This window comes from Methylobacterium sp. Leaf94 (assembly GCF_001426045.1).
Taxonomy (GTDB): domain Bacteria; phylum Pseudomonadota; class Alphaproteobacteria; order Rhizobiales; family Beijerinckiaceae; genus Methylobacterium.
Map to the genome: position 1 here is coordinate 121,217 of NZ_LMRM01000056.1, position 24,571 is coordinate 145,787.

A 24,571-nucleotide genomic window follows, 5' to 3' on the forward strand; every position below is an offset into this window, starting at 1 on the left:
AAGCGATGCGTTTTGCCCACTTCTTCGTCGATCGGCCGATCTTCGCGTCGGTCACGTCGATCGTCTTCCTGATCCTCGGCTACGTCGCCTACCTGTCGCTGCCGGTGGCGCAGTACCCCGAGATCGTGCCGCCGACCGTGACCGTGCGTGCGAGCTTCCCCGGCGCCAACGCCGAGACGGTGGCGGCGACGATCGCGACCCCGATCGAGCAGGAGGTCAACGGCGTCGACAACATGCTTTACATGACGTCGTTGTCGACCAACGACGGCAACATGCTGCTGACGGTCACCTTCAAGGTCGGCACCAACCTCGATATTGCGAACGTTCTCGTCCAGAACCGCCTCTCGGTCGCCCAGCCGCGCCTGCCGCCGGACGTGCGCAACCTCGGCGTCACCGTCCGCAAGGCCTCGCCGGACCTGATGCTGGTGGTGCACCTGCTGTCGCCGAAGAAGACCTACGACCAGAACTACCTCGCCAACTACATCTACCTGAACATCCGCGACGAGCTCCTGCGCCTCGACGGCGTCGGCGACATCACCATCTTCGGCGGCAACGAGTACGCCGAGCGCGTCTGGCTCGATCCGAACAAGCTCGCGGCCTACGGCCTGACCACCTCCGACGTCATCACGGCCCTGTCCGAGCAGAACGTGCAGGTGGCCGCCGGCGCCCTGAACTCGCCGCCGGCCGCGACGGGCCAGGCCTTCCAACTCATCGTGCAGTCGCAGGGGCGCTTCCAGAGCCCCGAGGAATTCGCCGACGTCATCGTCAAGGCCTCCGACGGCCGCCTCGTCCGGGTGAAGGACATCGCCCGCGTCGAGATGGGCCAGAAGGACTACACCACCAACTCGTTCCTGAACGACACGCCCGCCATCGGCATCGGCGCCTTCCAGCGCCCGGGCACCAACGCCCTCGACGCCGCCGCGTCGGTGCGCAAGGTGATGGACAACCTCAAGAAGAACTTCCCGCCGGACATCGAGTACCGCATCGCCTACAACCCGACGGAGTTCATCGAGGAGTCGATCCACGAGGTCTACAAGACGCTCTTCGAAGCCGTCGGCCTCGTCGTCATCGTGGTGCTGGTCTTCCTCCAGAGCTGGCGCACCGCGCTCATCCCGGTGATCGCGATCCCGGTCTCGCTGGTCGGCACCTTCGCGGCCATGTCGGCCTTCGGGTTCTCCCTGAACAACCTCACCCTGTTCGGGCTCGTGCTCGCCATCGGCATCGTGGTCGACGACGCCATCGTGGTGGTGGAGAACGTCGAGCGCAACATGGCCGAGGGCCTGTCGCCGGGCGACGCCGCGCACAAGACCATGGACGAGGTCGGCGGCGCCGTCATCGCCATCGCCCTGGTGCTCTCGGCGGTGTTCATTCCGACCGCCTTCATTCCCGGCATCACCGGCCAGTTCTACAAGCAGTTCGCGCTGACCATCGCGGCCTCGACCATCATCTCGATGTTCAACTCGCTGACGCTGTCGCCGGCGCTCTGCAAGCTGCTCCTGAAGCCCCACCACGCGCACGCCAAGCCGAAGTTCTTTCTCTTCCGCTTCGTCGCCTGGCTGGCGGACATGTTCAACAAGGGCTTCGACTGGCTCTCGAACACCTATGGGCGGATCATCTACGGCCTGACGAACTACGCGGTCGGGCTGATCGCGATGCTGCTCGTCTACGCGGCCGTCATCGCCGCCACCCTCCACCTGGTCCAGACGACCCCCACCGGCTTCATCCCGGACCAGGACCAGGGCTACCTCATCGGCGTGGTGCAGCTGCCCTCGGGCGCCTCCCTCGACCGCACCACCGAGGTGGTGAACCGGGCGGCGGCGGCGGCCCGCAAGATCGAGGGCGTGACCAACACCGTCATCATCGCGGGCTTCGACGGCGCGACCTTCACCAACACCACCAATTCGGGCGTGATGTTCATCACCCTGGCGGGCGCCAAGGAGCGTGCGGGCCAGGGGCGGAGCGCGGCGGTGATCACCAACGAGGTGATCAAAGCGACCGCCGACATCCAGGAAGCCCGCGTCATCGTCATCCCACCGCCGCCGGTGCGCGGCCTCGGCCAGGGCGGCGGCTTCAAGATGCAGATCGAGAGCCGGCAGAGCTCGGCCATCGGCCCGCTCCTCGGCGCGGTCGGCGAGGTGCTGGGCAAGGCGAACCAGAGCAACGACGTGCAGCGGGTGTTCACCACCTTCGGCAACGACACGCCGCAGCTCTATCTCGACATCGACCGCACGGTGGCGCGCATGCTCAACGTGCCGCTCGGCAACGTGTTCTCGACGGTGCAGACGGCGCTCGGTGGCGCCTACGTCAACGACTTCAACACCCTGGGCCGCATCTATCAGGTCCGCGTGCAGGGCGACGCCCCGTTCCGCGTCTCGAAGCAGGACATCGAGCAGTTGAAGGTCCGCTCCTCCACCGGCGCCCTGGTGCCGATGGGGACGCTGGCCACGATCCGCGAGATCACCGGCCCGCAGATCGTCCAGCGCTTCAACCTCTACTACTCGGTGCCGGTCCAGGGCACGGCCAAGCCCGGCATCTCCACCGGTCAGGCCCTCGACGCCATGGAGGCCATCGCCAAGGACAACCTGCCGGACGGCTACGCCTACGACTGGACCGAGATCGCCTACCAGCAGAAGGCCGCGGGCAACACGGCGATCTACGTGTTCGCGCTGGGCGTGCTCCTCGTCTTCCTCGTGCTCGCCGCGCAGTACGAATCCTGGGCCTTGCCGCTGGCGATCCTGCTCGTGGTGCCCACCGGCGTGCTCGCGGCCCTGTTCGGGGTGCAGCTGCGGGGCCAGGACAACAACATCCTGACTCAGATCGGCCTGATCGTGCTGATCGGTCTGGCGGCCAAGAACGCCATCCTGATCGTGGAGTTCGCGCACCAGCTGGAGGAGACCGAGCGGAAGGGCCCCGTGGCCGCCGCCGTCGAGGCCTGCCGCTTGCGCCTGCGCCCGATCCTGATGACGGCCTTCGCCTTCATCCTCGGCACGGTGCCGCTGGTGATCGCCACCGGCCCCGGTGCCGAGATGCGCCAGGCGCTCGGCACCGCCGTCTGCTTCGGCATGATCGGCGCCACGGTGTTCGGCCTCTTCCTGACCCCGGTCTTCTACGTGGTGATCCGGAACTTCCTGATCTGGCTCGCCAAGAAGCGCGGCAAGGACCCGCACAACACCACGCCGGACAAGCACGATCCGCACCCGGCGCCCTCCCACGCCTGAGACCGACCCGAGCCCGGATGCGAACCTCGCATCCGGGCTTCGTGTTTTGGGGTTGCGCCCCGCAAACCGGAAAGCTAAAGACCCCTCACCCCGCGAGGGGCGTCGGAGCGTAGCGCAGCCCGGTTAGCGCACTAGTCTGGGGGACTAGGGGTCGGAGGTTCGAATCCTCTCGCTCCGACCATTTGAGCTCATTGCCCCCACAATGAGATGTCCAGCATCCTGACCATCGATGACCGGCCGCGGGAGCGCCCGGATGCCGGCCTCGGCGCGGTGATCGCGCGACGCGCCCTGCGCTCTCCCGGTCTCGGCAGCCCCCCCGCAAACACGAAATCGTCAGCCGCCCCGCGCCTCGCGAGAGGACGGCCGCCGCCGCTCGTCGCGAGGCGCGACCGGCGGATTGACTCGTGCGCAAGCTTGGCCCTCTCACTCCTCCCGGCGCGCCGCCCGCGGGCGTCACCGCCCGTCCCTGGCCGTCCCCGGCCCCGGGGAGAACGACGGGCCGGTCGTCGGTGAGTAGGTGGGACTCCAATCGGAAATTTGCCACGAATGGCGTCACACAAACACGACGCGACTTGGCTAAGACAGTCGCAGCGGTCGCCCTCGACCTGTCCGACCTTCGGATGGGGAGGCCGTTGCTTTGGTGAGACACGTATTCCCCGCCACACCTGACCCCGATCTCCAGTATCCGGATCGCCCGATCAGGTCGTCCGAGCCACGCACACGCCTCCGACCTGACCACCAGCCACCAACCTGAAAGCACTTCTGCGGCACATGACTGGGACAAAGCGCACGATCGCGACCCTTCTGGCGCCCCTCGGGTTGCTGATCTGCGTGGTGGTGGCCGTTACCCTCTGGCCGGCCCCTGTCATGAGCGTCTTTACGGGGCTGAGCACGGCGATTCGCGAGCGCTTCGGAACGAGTGAGGCCGAGACCGCCGCGGGCGGCGAGCCCCGCGAGGGCGGGCCGGCCCGGCTCTTCCGGCCGAGCCCGGCCCAGCGCGCCGCCCTGAACATCGTCCCCATCGCGACGGTCGGCTTCCGGCCGGAAGGGACGGCCGAGGGCCGCATCGCCCTGAACGAAGACGACAACGTGCCGGTAACCTCGCCCTATGCCGGCCGGGTGACCAAGGTGCTGGTCCGCGCCGGCGATGCGGTGAAGGCCGGCGACGTGCTCCTCACCCTCGAGGCCACGGACATGGTCCAGGCCCAGAACGACTACCAGGCCGCTCTCAACACCCTCGCCAAGGCGACCGCGCTGCTGAAGCTCGACCAGACCATCGCGGCGCGCCAGCAGGAGCTGTTCCAGGCCAAGGCGGTGGCGCTGAAGGATTATCAGTCGGCCCAGAACGACGTCATCGGGGCGCAGAGCGACCTGAAGACCGCCGAGGCCGGGCTCGAAGCGGTGAAGAGCCGCCTGCGCCTCCTCGGAAAGACCGACGCGGAAATCGCGGCCTTCGAGAAGAAGGGCACCCTCAGCCCTGAGACCCAGATCCGGGCGCCCATCGCCGGGACCATCGTCCAGCGCAAGGTCGGCCTCGGCCAGTACCTCTCCACCGCCAGCGACCCGGTCTTCGTCATCGGCGACCTCTCCACCGTCTGGCTGGTGGCCAATGTGCGCGAGAGCGAGATCCCGCGCATCCGGATCGGCCAGGAGGTGGAGGCGACGGTGGCGGGCTTCGGCGACCGCGTCTTCAAGGCGCGGGTCGACTACATGTCCGCCAGCCTCGACCCGGCGACGCGGCGCCTGGCGGTTCGCAGCGAGGTGGAGAACCCGGACCAGGTCCTGAAGCCCGAGATGTTCGCCACCTTCACGATCTTCACCGGGCCGGGGCAGACGGCGCCCGCCGTGCCCGCCGCCGCCATCGTGTACGAGGGCGCGCGGGCGCATGTCTGGATCGCGCGGCCCGACGGGGCCATTGAGGCCCGCGACGTCACCCTGGGCCTGACCGCCCGCGGGATGGTGCAGGTCACCGCCGGGGTCGCGGCGGGGGAGGCGATCGTCACGCGCGGCGCCGTGTTCATGGATCGGGCGACGAGCGGTGACAAGGCCTCCTGACCCGTCGGGCCTGGGGCCCCTTCCTCGTCCTCGGGTCTCGGCCGGAAGAACTCTGCCATGAACAGCCTGATCGTCTTCGCCCTGCGCCAGCGAGTGCTGGTCTGCCTGCTGTTCCTGGTGATGCTGGCGCTCGGCTATGCCAGCTACACGCAGCTCAACATCGAGGCCTATCCCGATCCGGTGCCGCCGCTCGTCGACGTCATCACGCAGAATCCCGGGCAGTCGGCCGACGAGATCGAGCGCTACATCACGATTCCCCTGGAGGTGCAGCTCGCCGGCATTCCCAACGCCACGGTGGTGCGCACCATCTCGCTGTTCGGCCTCTCCGACGTGAAGGTGCAGTTCAGCTACGCCTTCACCTACCAGGAGGCCCTGCAGCGGGTGCTCAACCGCCTGTCGCAGCTGCCCCCCCTGCCCAACGGCGCCCAGCCGCAGATCTCGCCGACCAGTCCCGTAGGCGAGATCATGCGCTACAAGGTGACGGGCCCCCCGGGTTATTCCTCCACCGACCTGAAGACCCTGCAGGACTGGGTGCTGCAGCGCCGCTTCAAGGCGATTCCCGGCGTGGTCGACGTCACGGCCTTCGGCGGCCGGACCAAGGAATACGAGATCGCCGTCGACCTGAACCGGCTCCAGGCCCAGGGCATGACCCTGGTGCAGCTCGTCACCGCGCTCAACAATTCGAGCATCAACGTCGGCGGCCAGACCCTGAACGTGGGCGAGCAGTCGGCGGTGGTGCGCGGCATCGGCCTCATCCGCGACATGGACGACATCCGCGACACGATGCTGACCCAGGTCAACGGCGTACCGGTGCTGGTGCGCGATGTGGCCGAGGTGCGGGTCTCGCACGCGCCGCGCCTCGGCATCGTCGGCCATGACGGCGACGACGACATCGTCGAGGGCATCGTGCTGATGAGCCGGGACGGCGAGAGCCTGCCGACCCTGGGCCTGGTCAATGCCGAGATCGACAAGATCAACGCCAGCGGCATCCTTCCCCCGAACGTGCGGGTGGAGCGCATCTACGACCGCAGCGGGCTCATCCACACCACCACCCACACGGTGATGCACAACCTCGTCTTCGGGGTGACGCTGGTCTTCGTGGTGCAGTGGCTGTTCCTGGGGAGCCTGCGCAGCGCGATCATCGTGGCGGCGACGATTCCCTTCGCGCTCGGATTCGCCATCCTGATCCTGGTCCTGCGCGGCGATTCGGCGAACCTCCTCTCCCTCGGCGCCATCGATTTCGGCCTCATCGTCGACGCCACCGTCATCATGGTCGAGAACGTGTTCCGGCACCTCGCCGAATCGGAACACGGCGAGGGCCAGACGCCGCGCGGGAGCCTGACCGGGCGCCTCGGCACGATCGCCCTCGCGGGTGCCGAGGTGAACCGGGCGATCTTCTTCTCGGCCACGATCATCATCGTGGGCTTCCTGCCGCTCTTCACCCTGACGGGCGTCGAGGGACACATCTTCGGCCCGATGGCCAAGACCTACGCCTATGCGCTGCTCGGCGGCCTCATCGCCACCTTCACGGTCTCGCCCGCCCTCTCGGCCCTGATCCTCCCCAAACACGTGGAGGAGCGCGACACCCTGGTGGTGCGGCTCCTGCGCTTCGGCCACGTGCTGATCCTGCGCTTCGGCCTGCGCAACAAGGTACTGTCGCTCCTCGTGGTCGCCGCGGTGCTCGGCGTCTCGGGCATCGCCGCCCGTACGCTCGGCCTCGAATTCCTGCCCAAGCTGGAGGAGGGCAATCTCTACATCCGCGGCACGATGCCGGCCTCGATCTCCCTGGAGGCCGGCAACGCCTACGTGGAGCGCCTGCGCAAGATCATCGCCGAGGTGCCGGAGGTGGTCACCGTGCTCTCGCACCAGGGCCGCCCGGACGACGGGACCGACGCCACCGGCTTCTTCAACGTCGAGATCCTCGCCCCCCTCAAGCCCTTCGACACCTGGCGCAAGGGGCTCGACAAGGAGGGGCTGGTCCGCGACCTCTCGGCCAAGCTCGACGAGGCCTTCCCGGGGATCGAGTTCAACTTCTCCCAGTACATCGAGGACAACGTCCAGGAGGCCGCCTCCGGCGTGAAGGGCGAGAACTCGGTCAAGATCTACGGCAACGACCTCAACGACCTGACCAAGACCGCGGAAGCGATCAAGGCCACCCTGGCGAAGGTGCCGGGCATCGCCGACCTCGCGGTCTTCGCCTCCCTCGGCCAGCCCACGGTGCGGATCGACATCGACCGGCGCAAGGCCGCCCGCTACGGCCTGTCGCCGGGCGACGTGAACACCACCGTCCAGGCGGCGATCGGCGGCCAGACCGCGGGCGATCTCTACGAGTACGGCTCCGACCGGCACTTCCCCATGCGGGTGCGCCTCGCGCCGCAGTACCGCCGCAGCCTGGAGACCATCCGCAACATCACCGTCGGGGCGGCCAACCCCGCCGGCGGCGTGATCCAGGTCCCGCTCTCGGAGATCGCCACCGTGGAGCTGGTCTCCGGCGCGGCCTTCATCTACCGCGAGAATCAGGAGCGCTACATTCCGGTGAAGTTCTCGGTGCGCGGGCGCGACCTCGGCGGCGCGGTACTGGAGGCGCAGGGCCGCATCGCCGAGGAGGTGACCCTGCCGCCCGGGTTCCACCTCGAATGGGTCGGCCAGTTCACCAACCTGCAGGATGCCGTGCAGCGCCTGACCGTCGTGGTCCCGGTGACGATCGCGCTGATCGCCCTGCTGCTCTACGTCAACTTCAGCTCCGTCACCGACATGGTGCTGACGCTGAGCGTGATCCCAATGGCGATGATCGGCGGCATCTTCGCGCTGTTCCTGACGATGACGCCGTTCTCAATCTCGGCGGCGATCGGCTTCATCGCCCTGTTCGGCATCTCGACCATGGAGGGCGTGATCCTGCTCTCCTACTACAATCAGCTCATCGACGAGGGCTGGGCCCGGACCGAGGCGGTGTGGCACGCCGCCAACGTGCGCATGCGCCCGGTGATGATGACCTGCGTCGCCGCCTGCGTCGGACTGCTGCCGGCGGCGATCTCCACCGGCATCGGCTCGCAGGTGCAGAAGCCGCTCGCCCTGGTGGTGGTCGGCGGCATCCTGCTCGCGCCGAACCTCATCCTCGTGGTGGTTCCGATCCTGATCGCGCTGTTCTCCCGGCGGGTGCCGGCCGCGATCCCGTCGGAGGGGGCCGCCCGGGCGGCGGCCCGCGCGGAGCACGCGTGATGGGCCGGTCACAGCCTCGCGCGCGCGCCGCCGGCCGCGTTGACTTCGATCCCGGCCCGGCGCCTCTACGGCCCAGGACGGCGACAGGATTCCTTGGCACCATGGTGGCATCCCCCCAGAACGCGGCGCCCGCCGGCCGGGGCCGGAGGTCGCGCCGTCTCCGGGACGGCCTGCTCGTCCTGGCGTTCACGGGCCTCGGGGGGTGCGTCGTCGGCCCGGACTACGTGCCGCCGGCCGATCCGCCGGTCACCCGCTACACCCGCGAGCCCCTGCGCAACCCCACCGCCGCCGACACCATCCGCACCGCCCATGGCGGCTCCGCCGACCAGACCTTCGTCTCCGGGGCCGACGTGCCGGGCCAGTGGTGGACCCTCTTCCGCTCCCCCGCCCTCGACCGCCTCGTGGCCGAGGCGCTCGCCAACAACCCGAACCTCGACGCCGCGCAGGCTTCGCTCCGGATCGCGCAGGAGAACGTCGAGGCGCAGCGCGGCACCCTGTTCCCGGTGGTCGGCGCCAACGGCCTCGGCTCGCGCCAGAAGGCCCCCGGCGGTGCCCTGCAGGGGCCGCTCAACGACACCCGGCAGCTGTTCTACAGCCTCTACACGCCGCAGGTGACGGTCTCGTTCACCCCCGACGTGTTCGGCGGCAACCAGCGCCAGATCGAATCCCTGGAGGCGCAGGCCGAGAACCAGCGCTTCCAGCTCGAGGCGACCTACCTCACCCTGACCACGAACGTCGTGCTGGCGGCGATCCAGGAGGCGTCGCTGCGCGCCCAGATCGACGCCACCCGCAAGGTGATCCAGGCCCAGACCGAGGTCCTCAACCTCTACAACAAGCAGCTTTCGCTCGGGCAGATCGCCGGGGCCGACGTGGTGGTGCAGCAGGCCGCCCTCTCGGTCTCGATGCAGCTGCTGCCGCCCCTGGAGAAGCAGCTCGCCCAGCAGCGCAACCTGCTCACGGCCCTGGTCGGGCGCCTGCCGAGCGAGGAGATCGCGCCGACCTTCACCCTGGCCTCCCTGCGCCTGCCCACCAACCTGCCGGTGAGCCTGCCGTCGCGCCTCGTGCAGCAACGCCCGGACGTGAAGGCGGCGGAGGCCAACGTCCAGCAGGCCAGCGCGGCGGTGGGGGTCGCGGTGGCCAATCGCCTACCGCAGTTCACCATCACCGCCAATGGCGGCGCCAGCGCGGTGCGGATCGCGCAGCTCGCGACCTCGGCCGCCTCGTTCTACGGCATCGTCGGCACCGTGGCGCAGCCGGTCTTCGATGCCGGGACCCTGTTCCGGCGCCAGCGCGCCGCGGAGGAGACGCTGAACGAGGCCCAGGCCCAGTACCGGGCGGTGGTGATCGGCGCCTTCCAGAACGTCGCCGACACCCTGCGGGCGCTCCAGTCCGACGCCAGAGCGGTGGCGGCGGCCTCGGCCGCCGAGCGGGCCACCAACGAGAGCCTCGGCCTCATCCGCAAGCAATACGCGGCCGGTGCCCTGAACAGCGCGCAGGTGCTGATCGCCCAGCAATCCTACCTCTCGGCCCTCGTCACCTCGGCGGGCGCGCGCGCAAACCAGTATGCCGACACCGCCGCCCTGTTCCAGGCGCTCGGCGGCGGTTGGTGGAACCGGGCCGACGTGAAGCCGGCCCCGCCGAGCGCGGACCCGGCGAAGTTCCTCTAGGAAGCCGGGCGCGCAGGGAGTTCCAGCCGCGCGGGCAAACCGTTCGTTACCAGGGGGTTAAGCCGCGATTTGTTGGCCTGGGCCGGCGAGATGCGCTATAGGTTTGGGCAGGACATCGCACGGTCCGGCTGAGCGGCCGGAGACGCGCGCGACAACGCCGTGAGCGAGCGGAGCCGACACGGGCCGCCCTTGCTCCGGACCCCGGACAGGTAGAGACCGAAGACCTTGGCAGAGAACGACATTCCGGGTGCCGGCACGCCGCCGCCCGCCTCCGACATCAAGCCCGTCTCCATCACCGACGAGATGAAGCGCTCCTACCTCGATTACGCCATGAGCGTGATCGTGAGCCGGGCGCTGCCGGACGCGCGCGACGGCCTCAAGCCCGTGCACCGGCGCATCCTCTACGCGGCCTACGAGAGCGGGCACCTGCCCGAGCGCAAATACGTCAAGTCCGCCCGCATCGTCGGCGACGTGATCGGTCTCTACCACCCGCACGGCGACCAATCGATCTACGACGCCTTGGTCCGCATGGCGCAGGACTTCTCGATGCGCCTGATGCTCATCGACGGGCAGGGCAATTTCGGCTCCGTGGACGGCGATCCGGCGGCGGCCATGCGCTACACCGAATCGCGCCTGGCCAAGCCGGCCAACGCGCTTCTGGCCGACATCGACAAGAACACCGTCGACTTCCAGCCGAACTACGACGAGTCGCGCGAGGAGCCGACCGTCCTGCCGGCGCGCTTCCCCAACCTCCTCGTCAACGGCGCCGGCGGCATCGCGGTGGGCATGGCCACCAACATCCCGCCGCACAATCTCGGCGAGCTGATCGACGCCTGCGTCGCGCTCATCGACGATCCCGGCCTGTCGATCGAGCAGCTCACCGAGTACGTGCCCGGTCCCGACTTCCCCACCGGCGGCTCGATCCTCGGCCGGGCCGGCACCCGCCAGGCCTACGCCACGGGTCGCGGCTCGATCATCATGCGGGCGAAGTCCCACGTCGAGGAGCTGCGCAAGGAGCGCGAGGCGCTGATCTTCACCGAGATCCCGTATCAGGTGAACAAGGCGACGCTGATGGAGAAGATCGCCGAGCTGGTGAAGGAGAAGCGCGTCGAGGGCATCTCCGACCTGCGCGACGAGTCCGACCGCGACGGCATGCGCATCGTCGTCGAGATCAAGCGCGACGCCATGGCGGACGTGGTGCTGAACCAGCTCTACCGCTTCACGCCCCTGCAGTCGTCCTTCGGCTGCAACATGGTGGCGCTGAACGGCGGCCGCCCCGAGCTGATGAACCTCAAGGACCTGCTCCAGGCCTTCGTGGATTTCCGCGAAGAGGTGGTGTCCCGGCGGACCAAGTTCCTCCTCAACAAGGCTCGCGAGCGCGCCCACGTCCTGTGCGGCCTCGCCATCGCAGTGGCCAACATCGACGAGGTGATCCGCCTGATCCGGACCTCGCCCGATCCCAACACCGCCCGCGACGCGCTGATGGCGCGCGACTGGCCGGCCCACGACATCGCGCCGCTGATCGCCCTCGTGGACGATCCGCGCCACCGGGTCTCGGACGACGGCACCTACCGCCTCTCCGAGGTGCAGGCCCGCGCCATCCTGGATCTCCGCCTGCAGCGCCTCACCGCTCTCGGCCGCGACGAGATCGGCGACGAACTGAAGAAGCTCGCCGACGAGATCGCCGACTACCTCGACATCCTGCGTTCGCGCCTGCGCATCATGGGCATCGTCAAGGAGGAGTTCGCGGAGGTCCGCGAGGCCTACGCCACCCCGCGCCGCACCGTCATCCTCGACTGGGATTCGAACGTCGAGGACGAGGACCTGATCCAGCGCGAGGACATGGTCGTCACCGTGTCCCATGCGGGCTACGTCAAGCGCGTGCCGCTCTCGACCTACCGGGCCCAGCGCCGCGGAGGCAAGGGCCGCTCCGGCATGGCGACCCGCGACGAGGATTTCGTCACCCGCCTGTTCGTGGCCAACACCCATACGCCGGTGCTGTTCTTCTCGAACCAGGGCCAGGTCTACAAAGAGAAGGTCTGGCGCCTGCCGATGGCGGCGCCGAACGCCCGCGGCAAGGCGCTGGTCAACATCCTGTCGATGGATGCCGGCACCGAGCGCATCACCACCATCATGCCGTTGCCCGAGGACGAGGCCTCCTGGGAGACCCTCGACGTCATGTTCGCCACGGCGAGCGGCAGCGTGCGCCGGAACAAGCTCTCGGATTTCGTCCAGGTGAACCGCGCCGGCAAGATCGCCATGAAGCTCGATGCGGGCGACCACATCGTCCACGTGGAGATCTGCCGTGCCGACCAGAACGTGCTGCTCACCACGCAGGCCGGCCAGTGCATCCGCTTCCCCGTCGAGGACGTCCGAGTCTTCAAGGGCCGCGATTCCACCGGCGTGCGCGGCATCAGCCTGGGCAAGGACGACCGCGTCATCTCGATGACGATCCTCAACGCCTTCGACGCCTCGCCCGAGGAGCGGGCGGGCTACCTCAAGATGCGCCGCGCCGTGATCGGCGACGGGGTCGAGGGCGAGGAGACGGCGAGTCCGGAGGCGGAGGAGGGGGTGGCCGAGGCCACCGCCATCTCCCTCGAGCGCTACAACGAGATGGGCGCCAACGAGCAGTTCGTCCTCACCCTCTCCGAGCGCGGCTTCGGCAAGCGGACCTCGTCCTACGAGTACCGGACCTCGGGCCGCGGCGGCAAAGGCATCACGGCGATGCGGGTCAATGCCCGCAACGGCCACCTCGTGGCCTCCTTCCCGGTCCAACCCTCCGACCAGATCATGCTGGTCACCGATGGCGGCCAGCTCATCCGCGTGCCGGTGGACGACATCCGCATCGTCGGCCGCGCCTCGCAGGGCGTGACGGTGTTCAACACGGAGAAGACCGAGAAGGTCGTGTCCGTCGAGCACATCGAGGGCGAGGACGAGAGCGAGGGCGGCGACGAGGCCGCGTAAGGCCGATCGCACCCCGTCAAGCGGACGGCCCCGCGGCCGTCCGCATCCCAGGGCGCGGGGGTTAGCCCGTTTTCGTGCCGGGGCCGGAGGTTCCGTTTCGGGTCGAAATGCTCTACCCCGGGCCGCGATGATCCGCACCGCCCTCTATGCCGGCTCGTTCGACCCGGTCACGAACGGACACCTCGACGTCATCCGTCAGGCGTGCCGGCTCGTGCAGACTCTCGTCATCGCGATCGGCGTGCATCCCGGCAAGGCGCCGATGTTCTCGCCCGAGGAGCGGGCGGAGCTCCTGCGCGCCACCTGCGAGCCCCTGGCCGAGGCCGAGGGCACGGCGCTGACGATCGTGACCTTCGACGACCTCGCAGTGACCGCGGCCCGGCGGGTCGGCGCCAGCGTCTTCATCCGCGGCCTGCGCGACGGCACCGACCTCGACTACGAGATGCAGCTCGCCGGCATGAACGGTGCCATGGCGCCGGAGGTGCAGACCGTGTTCCTGCCCGCCTCCACCGGCGTCCGGCCGATCACCGCCACCCTCGTCCGCCAGATCGCCGCCATGGGCGGCGACGTCTCCCCCTTCGTGCCGCCGCTGGTGGCGACGCGCCTCGCGCAGCGCTTCCGGGCGGCCTGATCTCTCCATCCACGACCAACGAAAGCATGCTGACCCCATGGCCTTTGGACTGAATCGCCGTATCGCCCTCCTCAGCCTCGCCGGTCTCCTCGCGACGGCGCCTGCAGCCTGGGCGGCGGACGACAACACGGTGTACCTCGACACCAAGGACGGCCGCGTCACCATCGAGCTGCGCCCGGAGATCGCGCCGAAGCACGTCGCCCAGCTCAAGACCCTGATCAAGCAGGGCTTCTACAACGGCCTCAAGTTCCACCGGGTGATGGACGGCTTCATGGCCCAGACCGGAGACCCGAAGGGCAACGGCACCGGCGGCTCCAGCCTGCCGAACATCCCGGCCGAGTTCTCGCCGGCGCCGTTCAAGCGCGGCACCGTCGGCATGGCCCGCTCGTCCGACCCGAACTCCGCCAACTCGCAGTTCTTCATCTGCCTCGGCGACGCCCCCTTCCTCAACGGGCAGTACACCGTGGTCGGCCTCGTCTCCTCGGGCATGGAAGCCGTCGACGCGATCAAGAAGGCGGCCCCCGGCGCGCCGGGCGGGGCGGTGCAGAACCCCGACAAGATCGTGAAGATGCAGATGGCGCAGGGAGCCAAGTAGTTTGCAGGGCGGCGTCCAGCTCGGAGCTCTCGCGGCGCTCGTCGCCGTAGGGCTCCCCGCGTGGGCGGCGCCCTCCACGGGCCCGCTGACCCTTCCGGAAACCCTGCGCGGCACGGTCCGGGTTCCCCTGGAGCAAGGCCCGCTGGGCGGCTTGGCCGAGAGCGCGAAACCGGCCGACACCCTGCGAGACCTCTATCCCACCCTCGCGGCCTGCTGGGAGGCCCCCCGGGGATTGTCCCGCTCGGCCCAGGCCGAGATCACCACCCGCTTCGCACTTCGGCGGGACGGCAGCGTCCTCGGGACGCCGCGCGTGACCTTCTCGGCCCCGAATTCAGACCCCCGCGCCCATCGCATCCTCACGGATGCGACCCTGGCGGCGGTCCGGCGCTGCACGCCAGCCCGGATCACCCCCGCCCTCGGCGCGGCCATCGCGGGGCGCCCCATCGCGCTCCGCTTCATCTACCAAGGACCTAAGGGAAAAGGAGTCTAAACCCATGGCAGAGACCGAGACCATCATCCTGGAGACCACCAAGGGCCGCGTCGTGATCGGACTTCGCGCCGACCTCGCCCCCAACCATGTCGAGCGCCTGAAGACGCTCGCCGCCCAGGGCTTCTACGACGGCGTGCCGTTCCATCGCGTGATCGACGGCTTCATGGCCCAGACCGGCGACCCGACCGGCACGGGATCGGGCGGCTCCGATCTCCCCGACCTCAATGCCGAGTTCAACGCCGAGCCGCACGTGCGCGGCACCTGCTCGATGGCGCGCACCAACTTCCCGCACTCGGCCAATTCGCAGTTCTTCATCTGCTTCGGCGATGCCCGCTTCCTCGACAAGCAATACACCGTCTGGGGCAAGGTCGTGGAGGGCATGGACGTGGTCGACACCCTGAACAAGGGCGAGCCGCCGCGCTCGCCCGACAAGATCGTCAAGGCGACCGTCGGCGCCGCCTGATCCGACTCGCTCGATCCGCGTTCGAGGGAAGTGTCCGCGCGAAGGTGCGGACACTTCTTTCGTTTCGAGGCCCGCCACGCCTTGGCAGGGCCCTCGCCAATTGGGACATGGCGGCCCATGACCGGCACGCTTCCGCTTCGCGACATCCTCCTCGCCCTGGCGGTGGTGGCGGTCTGGGGCACGAACTTCGTGGTGATCCGGATCGGGCTCGACCACCTGCCGCCGCTGCTGTTCGCCGCCCTGCGCTTCGTGCTCGCCGCCCTGCCGGGCGTGTTCCTGCTGCCTCGCCCGACAGTCCCCTGGCGCAACCTCGCCGCCTACGGCCTGCTGATCGGGGCCGGACAGTTCGGCCTACTCTTCATCGCCCTGCGCGGCCACATCGCCCCCGGCCTCGCCTCCCTGGTGATCCAGATCCAGGTCTTCGTCACCATCGGCCTGTCGATGCGACTGACCGGGGAGCGGGTGTCCGGCCCGCAATGGGCGGCCCTCGGCCTCGCCGCGGCCGGGCTCGCCGTCATCGCCGCCCATACCGACGCCGCGACGACGCCCTTCGGCCTCGGGCTCGTGGTCTGCGCCGCCCTGAGCTGGGCGGGCGGAAACATGGCGGCCAAGCGCAGCGGGGCGCGGGCGATGCTGCCCTACGTCGTCTGGGCGAGCCTGTTCTCGGCGCCCCCGCTTCTCGCCGCCTCGGTCCTCCTCGAAGGCTGGGACACCATCCGCAACGGCCTCCTGCGGGCCGACCTGACGACCTGGGGTGCGGTGGTGTGGCAGTCCGTCGGCAATACGATGTTCGGCTACGCGATCTGGGGCTGGCTGCTCGCGCGCCACCCCGCCGCCCAGATCACCCCGATGGCCCTGCTGGTGCCGGTCTTCGGCATGGGGGCCTCGGCCGTCTGGCTCGGGGAGCCGCTGCCGGCCTGGAAGCTCGCCGCCGCCGGCCTGGTCCTCGGCGGCCTCGCCCTCGGGCTGCTCTCTCCGCGCTGACGGGCGCGCGCCGCGGTCGAGAGCGCCCCGCCCTGAGGCGTCAGGCGTCGTCGTTCCCGCCAAGCCGGGCCTCGGCCGCCGCCAGATCCTCCGGCGCGTTGATGTTGGCGAAGGGGTCCGCGGGCTCCGATGGCCAGGACACCGCCACCGCGCCGTGGCGCCTCAGGAAGCCGCCAACCCGGCGCTCGCCGCGGGCCACCAGGGCCTCGCGCAGGTCCGCCCGCAGGGCCACCGGCCAGAGCGCCACGGTGAAGTGCTCGCGCCCGCCCGACGCCGCCATGGCAATGACGCCCTCCCGCCCGGCCGCTTCGGCGAGGCGGACGACGAGGTCGCGGGGCAGGAACGGCGCGTCGCCGGAGACGCTGGCCACGTGGCGCGTGGTCGGATGATGGATGGCCGCGTGGTCCAGCCCCGCGAGGATGCCGGCGAGCGGCCCCGGATTGTCCGGCACGCCATCGGGCACGATCGCGCCCGGGAAATCCGGGAAGCGGCCCGGATCGCCGTTGGCGTTGAGGATCACGCCGGCGGCGCACTGGGGGGCGAAGCGGGCGAGCACCCGGTCGAGCAGGGTGCGGCCGCCGAGGGTGCGCAGGGGCTTGTCGCCCCCGCCCATGCGGCGCGCCAGCCCGCCGGCGAGGATCACGCCCAGCACCGGCGCCATTGCGGCTACTCGATGACGATGCGGGGAGCCGCCCGCGGCGCGGGACCGCCGGTCAGGTTGCCCCAGAGCTTGGCGGCGATGCCGCGATAAATCTGCGCGTACGGCCCGTCCGGGTCCACCGCCACCACGGGGCGGCCGGCATCGGAGGTCTCGCGGATCGTCATGTTCAGCGGCACCTCGCCGAGGAACGGCACCTCCAGCCGCTCGGCCTCGGCGCGGGCGCCGCCATGCCCGAAGATGTGCGAGGCCGTGCCGCAATGGGGGCAGATGAAGGTCGCCATGTTCTCGATGACGCCGAGGATCGGCACCGCGACCTTGCGGAACATCGTCACGCCGCGGCGCGCGTCGATGAGGGCGAGATCCTGCGGGGTCGAGACGATGACCGCCCCGGAGAGCGGCGTCGCCTGCGCCATGGTGAGTTGGGCGTCGCCGGTGCCGGGGGGCATGTCGACCACGAGCACGTCGAGTTCGCCCCAGGCGACCTCGCGCAGCATCTGGGTGATGGCCGACTGGACCATGGGCCCGCGCCAGATCATCGCCGTCTCGGGCTCGATCAGGAAGCCGATCGACATGACCTTGATGCCGAACCCTTCCATCGGGGCCAGCAGCCGCTCCTCGATGACGCGGGGCTTCCCCGACAGGCCGAACAGCTTGGGCACCGAGGGGCCGTAGATGTCGGCATCGAGCAGGCCGACCTTGAGGCCCTGGGCCGAGAGGGCGAGCGCAAGGTTGCAGGCCGTAGTGGACTTGCCGACGCCGCCCTTGCCGGAGGCGACGGCCACGATGTGGCGCACGCCCGGAAGGGCCGGGCCGGTCCGCGGCGGCGGCGCGGCGGGACGGCCGGGGGCGGGCGGCTGCGGAGGGGCGGCTTGCGGGGCGTTCTGGGCCGGCTGGTTCGGGCCACGCTCGGAGGTCAGGCTGGCGAACACGCCCGAGACCCCCGGCGTCGCCAGGATCGCGCCCTCGGCCCGGCGCCGGATCGGCTCGAAGCGCTCGGCCTCGCTGGGGTCGATCAGGATGGAGAACATCACACGGTTGGTCGGATCCACCACCACCTGGGACAGGCGCCCGGAGGCGGGCAGGGTGGTGCCCGCGGCATCGACGGTCACCGTCGAGAGCACCTTCAGCACGTCGTCACGGGTGATCGCCAAGGTTCGGGCTCCTGGCCGCGTCCGGCCGGAGGGCCGAGGCGCGGCGACAAACGGGGGATCGCGGACGCTGCGGCCTCGGCCGGCCCACCCGCGACGAACCCATGCGACAGCACAGGCGGTGCCGGAGTGCAAGCGCTTCCCTGATCTGCCGGGGGCGAGACCCCTGGTCGCGGCGGGGGCCGGAACATGTCGGGACGGGGCGCCGCGCCCGGGGTTTCCATGGAGGCGTTCAGGTTTCGCTAGGCATGAGTCGACGGGACGGCCGCGGTTTTGGGTCCGCGCGGCCCGCCGCAACGTTCGATGCAACACAAAGAGACCGCCCGGCGGCGGTCTCGCCCGTTGCAGGAACGCTCATTCGTGTACGCCTGGATCCGATACAGGTTTTCCGACCCCGCGCGGCCGTCGAGACGGCACCCGCGCGGCGACGTCGCTCAAGGCGACCTGACCATGAGCCCGTATCTCCTGCGGTTCTCCCGGCCCGTCTCGGCCCGCTACGAAATCGATACCGGCCGGGAACGGGCGCTCCATCTGCGCCGGACGATCCTCATCGGCCTCGTCTTCCACAACGCCTACAACCTCACCACCGCCCTGCTGATGCCGGGCATGCTGCCCCTGGCGATCGGCCTGCGGCTGTTCCTGGTCACGCCCCTCGGCCTGCTGCTCGCCTGGTCCGTCACCCGGATGCCGGGGCCGCGGCGCGAGCGCATGGTCACCGCCACGATGCTGCTGGTGACGGCGGTGCCGATCCTGCTGTTCAGCCTGGAGCGGGAGGCGATGAGCGCCATCTGCTACATCGAGTACCCGCTCATGATGGTGTTCGCCACCATGATGCTGGTGCTGCGCTTCCCCCATGCGCTCCTCCTCACCGGCCTCAGCGCGGCGGCCTCGTTCGCCAGCATCGCCCTGCGCACGGATCTCGCCCCGGAGCTCGCCCTCTGCCTCGCGTTCCAGACCCTGGCGGGCGCCTTCTTCGTCCTCTACGGAAACCACCAGATCGAGGGCGTGCGCCGCCGGGCCTACCTCGTCTCCCTGCGCGAGATCCTGCGCTCGGCCGGCCTCGAGCAGGATCGCCGGGTCCTGACCGTGCTGTCGGAGACGGATGCCCTGACGGGCCTCGCCAACCGCCGCGCCCTCGATGCCGCCCTGGCCAGGACGGCCCGCCAGGCGCGGGGCACCGCCCTGCTGATGATCGACGTCGATCACTTCAAGCGCTTCAACGACGCCTACGGCCATCCGGCCGGCGATGCCTGCCTGCGCCGGATCGCGGAAGCCATCGCGGGGGAGACGCGCGGCGGACGCGACTGCGTCGCCCGCTACGGCGGTGAGGAGTTCTCCGTGCTCATGCGCGGATGCGACGCCCGGTCCGTCGCCCGGGTGGTCCGACGCCTGCGTGCCGGCATCGCCGGCCTGCAGATCCCGCACGTGGCCCGGGGCGACGGCCATCCCTTCGTCACCGTGAGCATCGGCGTCGCCGCGGTGCCAGCCGGACGGACGACCTCCCCGGCCGAACTCCTGGCCGAGGCGGATGCCGCCCTCTACGAGGCCAAGGGCCTGGGCCGGAACTGCCACGTGGTCCGGGTCATCGGCGACGCGGCCGTGATCCTCGATGACCGCCGCCTCGGCCGGCTCGGCGCGATGCGTCGCAAGCCCGCCCGGACGTCGCCCCCGGCCGCCCTCGCGCCGCCGGCGCCGGCCCGCCTCTCCGAAACCAATGCGGTCCTGGCTCGTTGAGCCCACGATCCGGTTGCCGATGATCGCGCCGGAAACCCTTTCGACGAGTTGGAGACTGCGATCCCATGCACCAGGGCAACCACCGCGACCACGAGGGCGCCAAGAAGCTGTTCGCCCTCATCAAGGACGTCAAGGTCGCGATGATGACCACCGCCGACCAGGACGGGAAGCTCTACAGCCGCCCGATGTGGTGCCAGGAGGCGGACGAGAACGGCGACCTGTGGTTCTTCACCAAGCTGCACTCCCCGAAGACCGCCGAGATCAGCAAGGACAACCAGATCAACCTCGCCTACTCGGATCCGTCGAGCCAGACCTACGTCTCGATCGCCGGCAAGGCCGAGATCGTCACCGACCAGGCGGTCATCAACGACAAGTGGAGCGAGAGCCTGAAGACCTGGTTCCCCAACGGGAAGGAGGATCCCGAGGTCGCCCTGCTGCGCGTCCATCCCGAGAAGGGCGAATACTGGGACAGCCCGAACGCCACGATGCTGCACATCTACGGCTACGTGAAGGCCGCGCTGACCGGCGAGTCGCCCAAGACCGAGACCAAGAAGGTCGACCTCGCCTGAATCGGACGCCCGTGTCGTGCCGGAGGGCGGCGTGCCGAAGGGCGCGCCGCCCTCTTGGTTCGTAGAGTGCCGTCTGCGGACAGGCATCGCGCCGGAACGACGCGCGTGGCCTGGCCTCATCCCGGGGGCGGGCAGGGGAGCCGCGCCGGGCCCACCGGCGACAGGCACGCGGGCTGCGTCCCTGCCGATTGCCGGGAAATCCGGCATGCGGGCTGCGGCGCGAAAGACAAGCGTCCCGTGGGACGCTTGCGCGCCTCGGTTCGAGGGGTCGCCCCGCTCGCCGGCGACGCCCTCAATTCGCCCGCGCGACCTCGACGAGATTGTCCGAGAAGGACGGTGCGTGGCCCATGTCGGTGAAGGCCCCCGACGAGATGCTGTTGACGGTCCCCTCGTTGAGTTGGCGCCAGTAGCCCAGCGTCGCGACCACGATGCCGGCCTTCACGTCGTCGGTGATGCGCGCCACGCCCTTGAAGGCGCCGCGATCGTTGGCGACCTGGACCCGGTCGCCGTCCCGGATGCCGCGGGCATCGGCGTCGTGCTGGCTGATCATGACGAACTGCTCGCCCTGGCCCTTCTGCTTGTCCTCCATGTTCGCGTAGCAGGAGTTCAGGAAGTAGTGGCTCTTGGGCGAGACGATGTTGAGCGGGAAGCGCTTGGCCAGCTCCGGGTCGTTGGTGTGGGACTCGCGCGGGCCCAGATAGTCGGGCAGCGGGTCGAGGGCCTCGCCGGGCTGGAAGCCCTCGTACATCTGACGGAACGGCGGGGCGACGAAGTTCGTGGCACCCTCGACCATCAACATGCACTTGCCGGTTGGCGTCGGGAAGTTGCCTTCCTTATGTGGCGCCCGGTCGTCCGGCGTACCGACCTTGAGTCGGGCGAAGCCGTGCGCGCGCATGTACTGGAGGTCGATGCCCTCGCAGGCCGGGGCGTTCCAGTCGACGTAGTGCTCCAGGCACTCCGTGTCGGTCCACTTGAAGTTCTCTTCCTCGAAGCCGAGCCGCGCGGCGAGCTGACGGAAGATCTCGTTGTTCGGGATCGCCTCGCCGGGCGCGTCCGCACACTTGGTGTTGTAGGTCAGGTAGAGGTGGCCCCAGGACAGGATCATGTCCTCCATCTCCGCCCCCATCGTGGCCGGGAGCAGGATGTCGGCGTAGGAGGCGGTATCCGAGATGAAGTGCTCGGCGGAGACCATGAACAGGTCCTCGCGCATCAGCCCTTCGACGATCTTGTCGGTCTCGGGCGCCTGCGTGACCGGGTTCGAATTCCAGCACATCATCGACATGATCGGCGGGTCGAGCTTCATCTCGCCGGTGAGCGCGCGTCCGATCTGCAGGTTGCTGACGACGCGGGTCCCCTCGGGGATCAGGTCGGGCCGGCACATCACGCCGAACTTGTAGGGGTGCTCCCAGACGCCGAACTGCGTGACGCCGCCGCCGACGTGGCGCCAGGCGCCCGTGAGCGCCGGAATGCAGGTGACGGCACGGATCGTCTGGCCACCGCCGTAGTGGCGCTCCAGCGCCACGCCCATGCGGATGCCCACGGGCTGCTCGGTCGCCATCTCGCGGGCGAGCTTACGGATCTCCGCGGCCGGGACGCCGGTGATTGCGGCGGCCCATTCCGGCGTGCGAGTGCTGGCCCGCTCCTTCAGCTCCTCGAAGCCGACGGTGTAATTGTCGACGTAGTCCTGGTCGACGAGGCCCTGCTCGATGATGGAATTGATCAGCGCCATGGCCAGCGCCCCGTCCGTGCCGGGCTTCGGCGCGATGTGCCAGTCGGCCGCCTTCGCCGTGCGCGAGGCGTAGGTGTCGATGACGACGACCTTGGCTCCCTTCTTTTGGGCGTCCTTGACGATAGCCCAGTGGTGTAGGTTCGTGCTGACCGAGTTGCAGGCCCAGATCACGATGTACTTGGAGTGGATGTAGCTGTCCGGGTCGAGGCCGGCGGTCGGGCCGACGGTGAGCAGCCACGCCGTGCAGGACCCCTCGCCGCAGAAGGTCCGCTCCATCACCGTGGCGCCCATCCGGTTGAAGAAGGCGTCGCCGCCGTTCAGCCCGTGCACGAGGCCCTGGTTGCCGAGATAGCTGTAGGGCGCGATGGCCTGCGGCCCGTGCTGATCGATGATCGCCTTCCAGCGCGTCACGATGGTGTCGAGGGCCTCGTCCCAGGTGATGCGCTCGAACTGCTTGGAGCCCTTCGGCCCGACCCGCTTCATCGGATAGAGAAGCCGGTCCGGGTGGTAGTGGCGCTTCTCGTAGTCCTTCAGCTTCACGCAGAGACCGCCGCGGGTCATCGGGTGATCCGGGTTGCCCCGAACCCCGATGAGTTCGCCGTCCTTCACCTCGAACAGCATCGAGCAGGTGTCGGGGCAATCGTGCGGGCAGCCGCCGAAGAAGGTTTCGGTCAGGCTCTCGGCCTCGGCGACGATCAGGGAGTCGGGCTTGACGATCTCGTTCATGTGTCCTCCACGGCCGAGCGTCCCGTCTTATTGTTCCTGACGAGCCGGCCCGATGCCCGGGCAGGATGCACTCAAGTGCGAACAATTCCAAATTCCGTTTTGGCCAAGAATCCCGTTTCGGCCAAGCATTCCGTTTCGGTGAAGGCGGGATCGCGCTCGGACCGAGATTCGCGTCCGCGCCGCGCTGCGAAGCGGCGAGGTCGGGTCGCGGGCAGTCGTTGAGAACCTGCCCTCAGCGTGGGGCACCGGTGACGTGGATGCCGCCGCGGCACCCGCCATCGCCCGAACCGGCCGGGTCGCCGCCTCGCCCACAGCCGCACCCCCAACCGCTCCGCGTCACCGATTGACTCGGCCCGCGGTGCCGTGCGCCTCTGCGGCCGCGCGGACGCCCGGGGGCGCCGCCTGAGGGGCCGTGATCCGAACCATGCTTGATCTTGCCACGCGGGTGTACAACCACAGCTTCAAGATCGACCCGATCGTCCGGTCCCTGCTCGACACGGACTTCTACAAGCTCCTGATGGCGCAGACGATCTTCCGCCGCCATCGCGACGCCCGCGTCACCTTCGGCATCCAGAACCGCTCGCGGCAGGTGCGGCTGGCCACGTTCGTCGATGCCGGCGAGCTGCGCGAGCAGCTCGACCATGCCCGCTCGGTGCGCCTGAGCCGGGGCGAATCCACCTGGCTGCGCGGCAACACCTTCTATGGCCAGCGCCAGATGTTCTCGGCCGACTTCATGGACTGGCTGGAGGGCTTCCGCCTGCCGGATTACGAGCTGGAGGCGCGGGACGGGCAGTACGTCCTGACCTTCCACGGCCCCTGGCTCGAGACCACCATGTGGGAGGTGCCGGCCCTCGCCATCCTCAACGAGCTGCGCACGCGCGGCGTCGTGCGCCACCTCGGCAAGCTCGACCTGCAGGTGCTCTATGCCCGGGCCATGACCCGGGTCTGGGAGAAGATCGAGCGGCTGCAGCGCCTGCCCGGCCTGTCCATCGCGGATTTCGGGACCCGGCGCCGCCACGGCTTCCTGTGGCAGGACTGGTGCGTCGAGGCGATGCACGAGGCCCTGGGCGACCGCTTCCTCGGCACCTCGAACTGCCTCATCGCCCTGCGCCGCGAGGTCGAGGCGGTCGGCACCAACGCCCACGAGTTGCCGATGGTCTACGCGGCGCTGGCCGACGACGATGCGGGCCTCGCCCGCGCGCCCTACGCGGTACTGGCCGACTGGCAGCAGGACTACGCCGGCAACCTCCTGGTGATGCTGCCCGACACCTACGGCACCACGGGCTTCCTGGCGAACGCCCCCGACTGGATGAACGCCTGGACGGGCATCCGCATCGACTCGAAGGAGCCGATCGCGGGCGGCGAGGAGGCCATCGCCTGGTGGCGCTCCCGGGGCTCCGACCCGCGCGAAAAGCTCGCGATCTTCTCCGACGGGCTCGACATCGACACCATCGAGGCGATCCACGCCCATTTCCACGGCCGGATGCGGATCGGCTACGGCTGGGGCACGCTGCTCACCAACGACTTCCGCGGCCTGGTGCCGAACGGCCGCCTCGACCCGATCTCCATCGTCTGCAAGGTGATCGCCGCCGACGGCCGGCCCACCGTGAAGATCTCCGACAATCCATCGAAGGCGATCGGCCCGGCCGAGGAGATCGCGCGCTACATCCGCGTCTTCGGCGCCGCGGGGCAGGCCGCGATGCCGGTCCTGGTCTGAGCGC

General features: G+C 69.4%; 16 protein-coding genes and 1 tRNA gene. 14 read left to right on the top strand and 3 right to left on the bottom strand.

All coding sequences use genetic code 11. The features are described 5' to 3' along the window. Positions 1–5: 5 nt before the first annotated feature. The 11 genes from ASG63_RS20550 to ASG63_RS20600 all read left to right on the top strand — a co-directional run bounded on the left by ASG63_RS20550 (position 6) and on the right by ASG63_RS20600 (position 16,283). Positions 6–3,218 carry an efflux RND transporter permease subunit gene (locus ASG63_RS20550; protein WP_056221009.1) on the top strand — a complete coding sequence of 1,071 codons (3,213 nt, stop codon included), beginning with the start codon at positions 6–8 and terminating at the stop codon, positions 3,216–3,218. A 103-nt stretch (positions 3,219–3,321) separates the two neighbouring features. After that, a tRNA-Pro gene (locus ASG63_RS20555) sits at positions 3,322–3,399 on the top strand. A gap of 590 nt (positions 3,400–3,989) precedes the next feature. Next, positions 3,990–5,273, top strand: coding sequence for an efflux RND transporter periplasmic adaptor subunit (locus ASG63_RS20560; protein ID WP_082559430.1), 1,284 nt, complete (start codon positions 3,990–3,992; stop codon positions 5,271–5,273). Between the two features lie 57 nt (positions 5,274–5,330). Beyond that, the gene (locus ASG63_RS20565) at positions 5,331–8,492 is read left to right on the top strand and encodes an efflux RND transporter permease subunit (protein ID WP_056221012.1); all 3,162 of its coding nucleotides are present in this window, start codon (positions 5,331–5,333) and stop codon (positions 8,490–8,492) included. A gap of 101 nt (positions 8,493–8,593) precedes the next feature. Further along, entirely contained in the window at positions 8,594–10,159 is a 1,566-nt protein-coding gene (locus tag ASG63_RS20570; RefSeq protein WP_082559431.1) for an efflux transporter outer membrane subunit, read from the top strand. Between the two features lie 225 nt (positions 10,160–10,384). Further along, entirely contained in the window at positions 10,385–13,123 is a 2,739-nt protein-coding gene (gyrA, locus tag ASG63_RS20575; RefSeq protein ID WP_056221014.1) for a DNA gyrase subunit A, read from the top strand. A gap of 127 nt (positions 13,124–13,250) precedes the next feature. Further along, positions 13,251–13,751: a pantetheine-phosphate adenylyltransferase gene (coaD, locus tag ASG63_RS20580; RefSeq protein WP_056221017.1), complete on the top strand. Its 501-nt coding sequence runs from the start codon at positions 13,251–13,253 to the stop codon at positions 13,749–13,751. Between the two features lie 49 nt (positions 13,752–13,800). Next, positions 13,801–14,346 carry a peptidylprolyl isomerase gene (locus ASG63_RS20585; protein ID WP_056221289.1) on the top strand — a complete coding sequence of 182 codons (546 nt, stop codon included), beginning with the start codon at positions 13,801–13,803 and terminating at the stop codon, positions 14,344–14,346. 1 nt (position 14,347) lies between these two features. After that, on the top strand, positions 14,348–14,836 hold the full coding sequence (locus ASG63_RS20590; protein ID WP_443189820.1) for a hypothetical protein: 489 nt from the start codon (positions 14,348–14,350) through the stop codon (positions 14,834–14,836). 4 nt (positions 14,837–14,840) lie between these two features. Next, complete coding sequence (locus ASG63_RS20595) at positions 14,841–15,299, top strand: peptidylprolyl isomerase (RefSeq protein WP_056221020.1); 459 nt, start codon at positions 14,841–14,843, stop codon at positions 15,297–15,299. A gap of 117 nt (positions 15,300–15,416) precedes the next feature. Beyond that, positions 15,417–16,283 carry an EamA family transporter gene (locus ASG63_RS20600; protein WP_056221023.1) on the top strand — a complete coding sequence of 289 codons (867 nt, stop codon included), beginning with the start codon at positions 15,417–15,419 and terminating at the stop codon, positions 16,281–16,283. Positions 16,284–16,323: 40 nt separating this feature from the next. Here ASG63_RS20600 and mobA read toward each other — a convergent pair whose 3' ends face one another. Together mobA and ASG63_RS20610 are read right to left on the bottom strand one after the other, a co-directional pair. Next, entirely contained in the window at positions 16,324–16,944 is a 621-nt protein-coding gene (gene mobA / locus ASG63_RS20605; RefSeq protein WP_056221026.1) for a molybdenum cofactor guanylyltransferase MobA, read from the bottom strand. A 5-nt stretch (positions 16,945–16,949) separates the two neighbouring features. After that, the gene (locus tag ASG63_RS20610; protein WP_056221029.1) at positions 16,950–18,095 is read right to left on the bottom strand and encodes an Mrp/NBP35 family ATP-binding protein; all 1,146 of its coding nucleotides are present in this window, start codon (positions 18,093–18,095) and stop codon (positions 16,950–16,952) included. Between the two features lie 447 nt (positions 18,096–18,542). On the opposite strand from ASG63_RS20610, the gene ASG63_RS20615 reads away from it, so the two are divergent. Further along, positions 18,543–19,826, top strand: coding sequence for a GGDEF domain-containing protein (locus ASG63_RS20615; RefSeq protein WP_056221030.1), 1,284 nt, complete (start codon positions 18,543–18,545; stop codon positions 19,824–19,826). Positions 19,827–19,891: 65 nt separating this feature from the next. Next, a complete protein-coding gene (locus ASG63_RS20620) occupies positions 19,892–20,395 on the top strand; it encodes a pyridoxamine 5'-phosphate oxidase family protein (protein ID WP_056221034.1) in 504 nt (167 codons plus the stop codon). Between the two features lie 292 nt (positions 20,396–20,687). Here ASG63_RS20620 and ASG63_RS20625 read toward each other — a convergent pair whose 3' ends face one another. Next, on the bottom strand, positions 20,688–22,850 hold the full coding sequence (locus ASG63_RS20625; RefSeq protein WP_056221036.1) for a molybdopterin-containing oxidoreductase family protein: 2,163 nt from the start codon (positions 22,848–22,850) through the stop codon (positions 20,688–20,690). A 424-nt stretch (positions 22,851–23,274) separates the two neighbouring features. Here ASG63_RS20625 and ASG63_RS20630 point away from each other — a divergent pair, with 424 nt between their 5' ends. Further along, positions 23,275–24,567 (top strand): nicotinate phosphoribosyltransferase, encoded by a 1,293-nt coding sequence (locus ASG63_RS20630; RefSeq protein ID WP_056221039.1) that lies wholly within the window; start codon positions 23,275–23,277, stop codon positions 24,565–24,567. The last annotated feature ends 4 nt before the right edge of the window (positions 24,568–24,571 follow it).

Coding starts and splice junctions, on each gene's coding strand:
- ASG63_RS20550 (WP_056221009.1), top strand. CDS start 6: ATGCGTTTTGCCCACTTCTTCGTCGATCGGCCGATCTTCGCGTCGGTC.
- ASG63_RS20560 (WP_082559430.1), top strand. CDS start 3,990: ATGACTGGGACAAAGCGCACGATCGCGACCCTTCTGGCGCCCCTCGGG.
- ASG63_RS20565 (WP_056221012.1), top strand. CDS start 5,331: ATGAACAGCCTGATCGTCTTCGCCCTGCGCCAGCGAGTGCTGGTCTGC.
- ASG63_RS20570 (WP_082559431.1), top strand. CDS start 8,594: ATGGTGGCATCCCCCCAGAACGCGGCGCCCGCCGGCCGGGGCCGGAGG.
- coaD (WP_056221017.1), top strand. CDS start 13,251: ATGATCCGCACCGCCCTCTATGCCGGCTCGTTCGACCCGGTCACGAAC.
- ASG63_RS20595 (WP_056221020.1), top strand. CDS start 14,841: ATGGCAGAGACCGAGACCATCATCCTGGAGACCACCAAGGGCCGCGTC.
- ASG63_RS20600 (WP_056221023.1), top strand. CDS start 15,417: ATGACCGGCACGCTTCCGCTTCGCGACATCCTCCTCGCCCTGGCGGTG.
- mobA (WP_056221026.1), bottom strand. CDS start 16,944: ATGGCGCCGGTGCTGGGCGTGATCCTCGCCGGCGGGCTGGCGCGCCGC.
- ASG63_RS20615 (WP_056221030.1), top strand. CDS start 18,543: ATGAGCCCGTATCTCCTGCGGTTCTCCCGGCCCGTCTCGGCCCGCTAC.
- ASG63_RS20620 (WP_056221034.1), top strand. CDS start 19,892: ATGCACCAGGGCAACCACCGCGACCACGAGGGCGCCAAGAAGCTGTTC.
- ASG63_RS20625 (WP_056221036.1), bottom strand. CDS start 22,850: ATGAACGAGATCGTCAAGCCCGACTCCCTGATCGTCGCCGAGGCCGAG.
- ASG63_RS20630 (WP_056221039.1), top strand. CDS start 23,275: ATGCTTGATCTTGCCACGCGGGTGTACAACCACAGCTTCAAGATCGAC.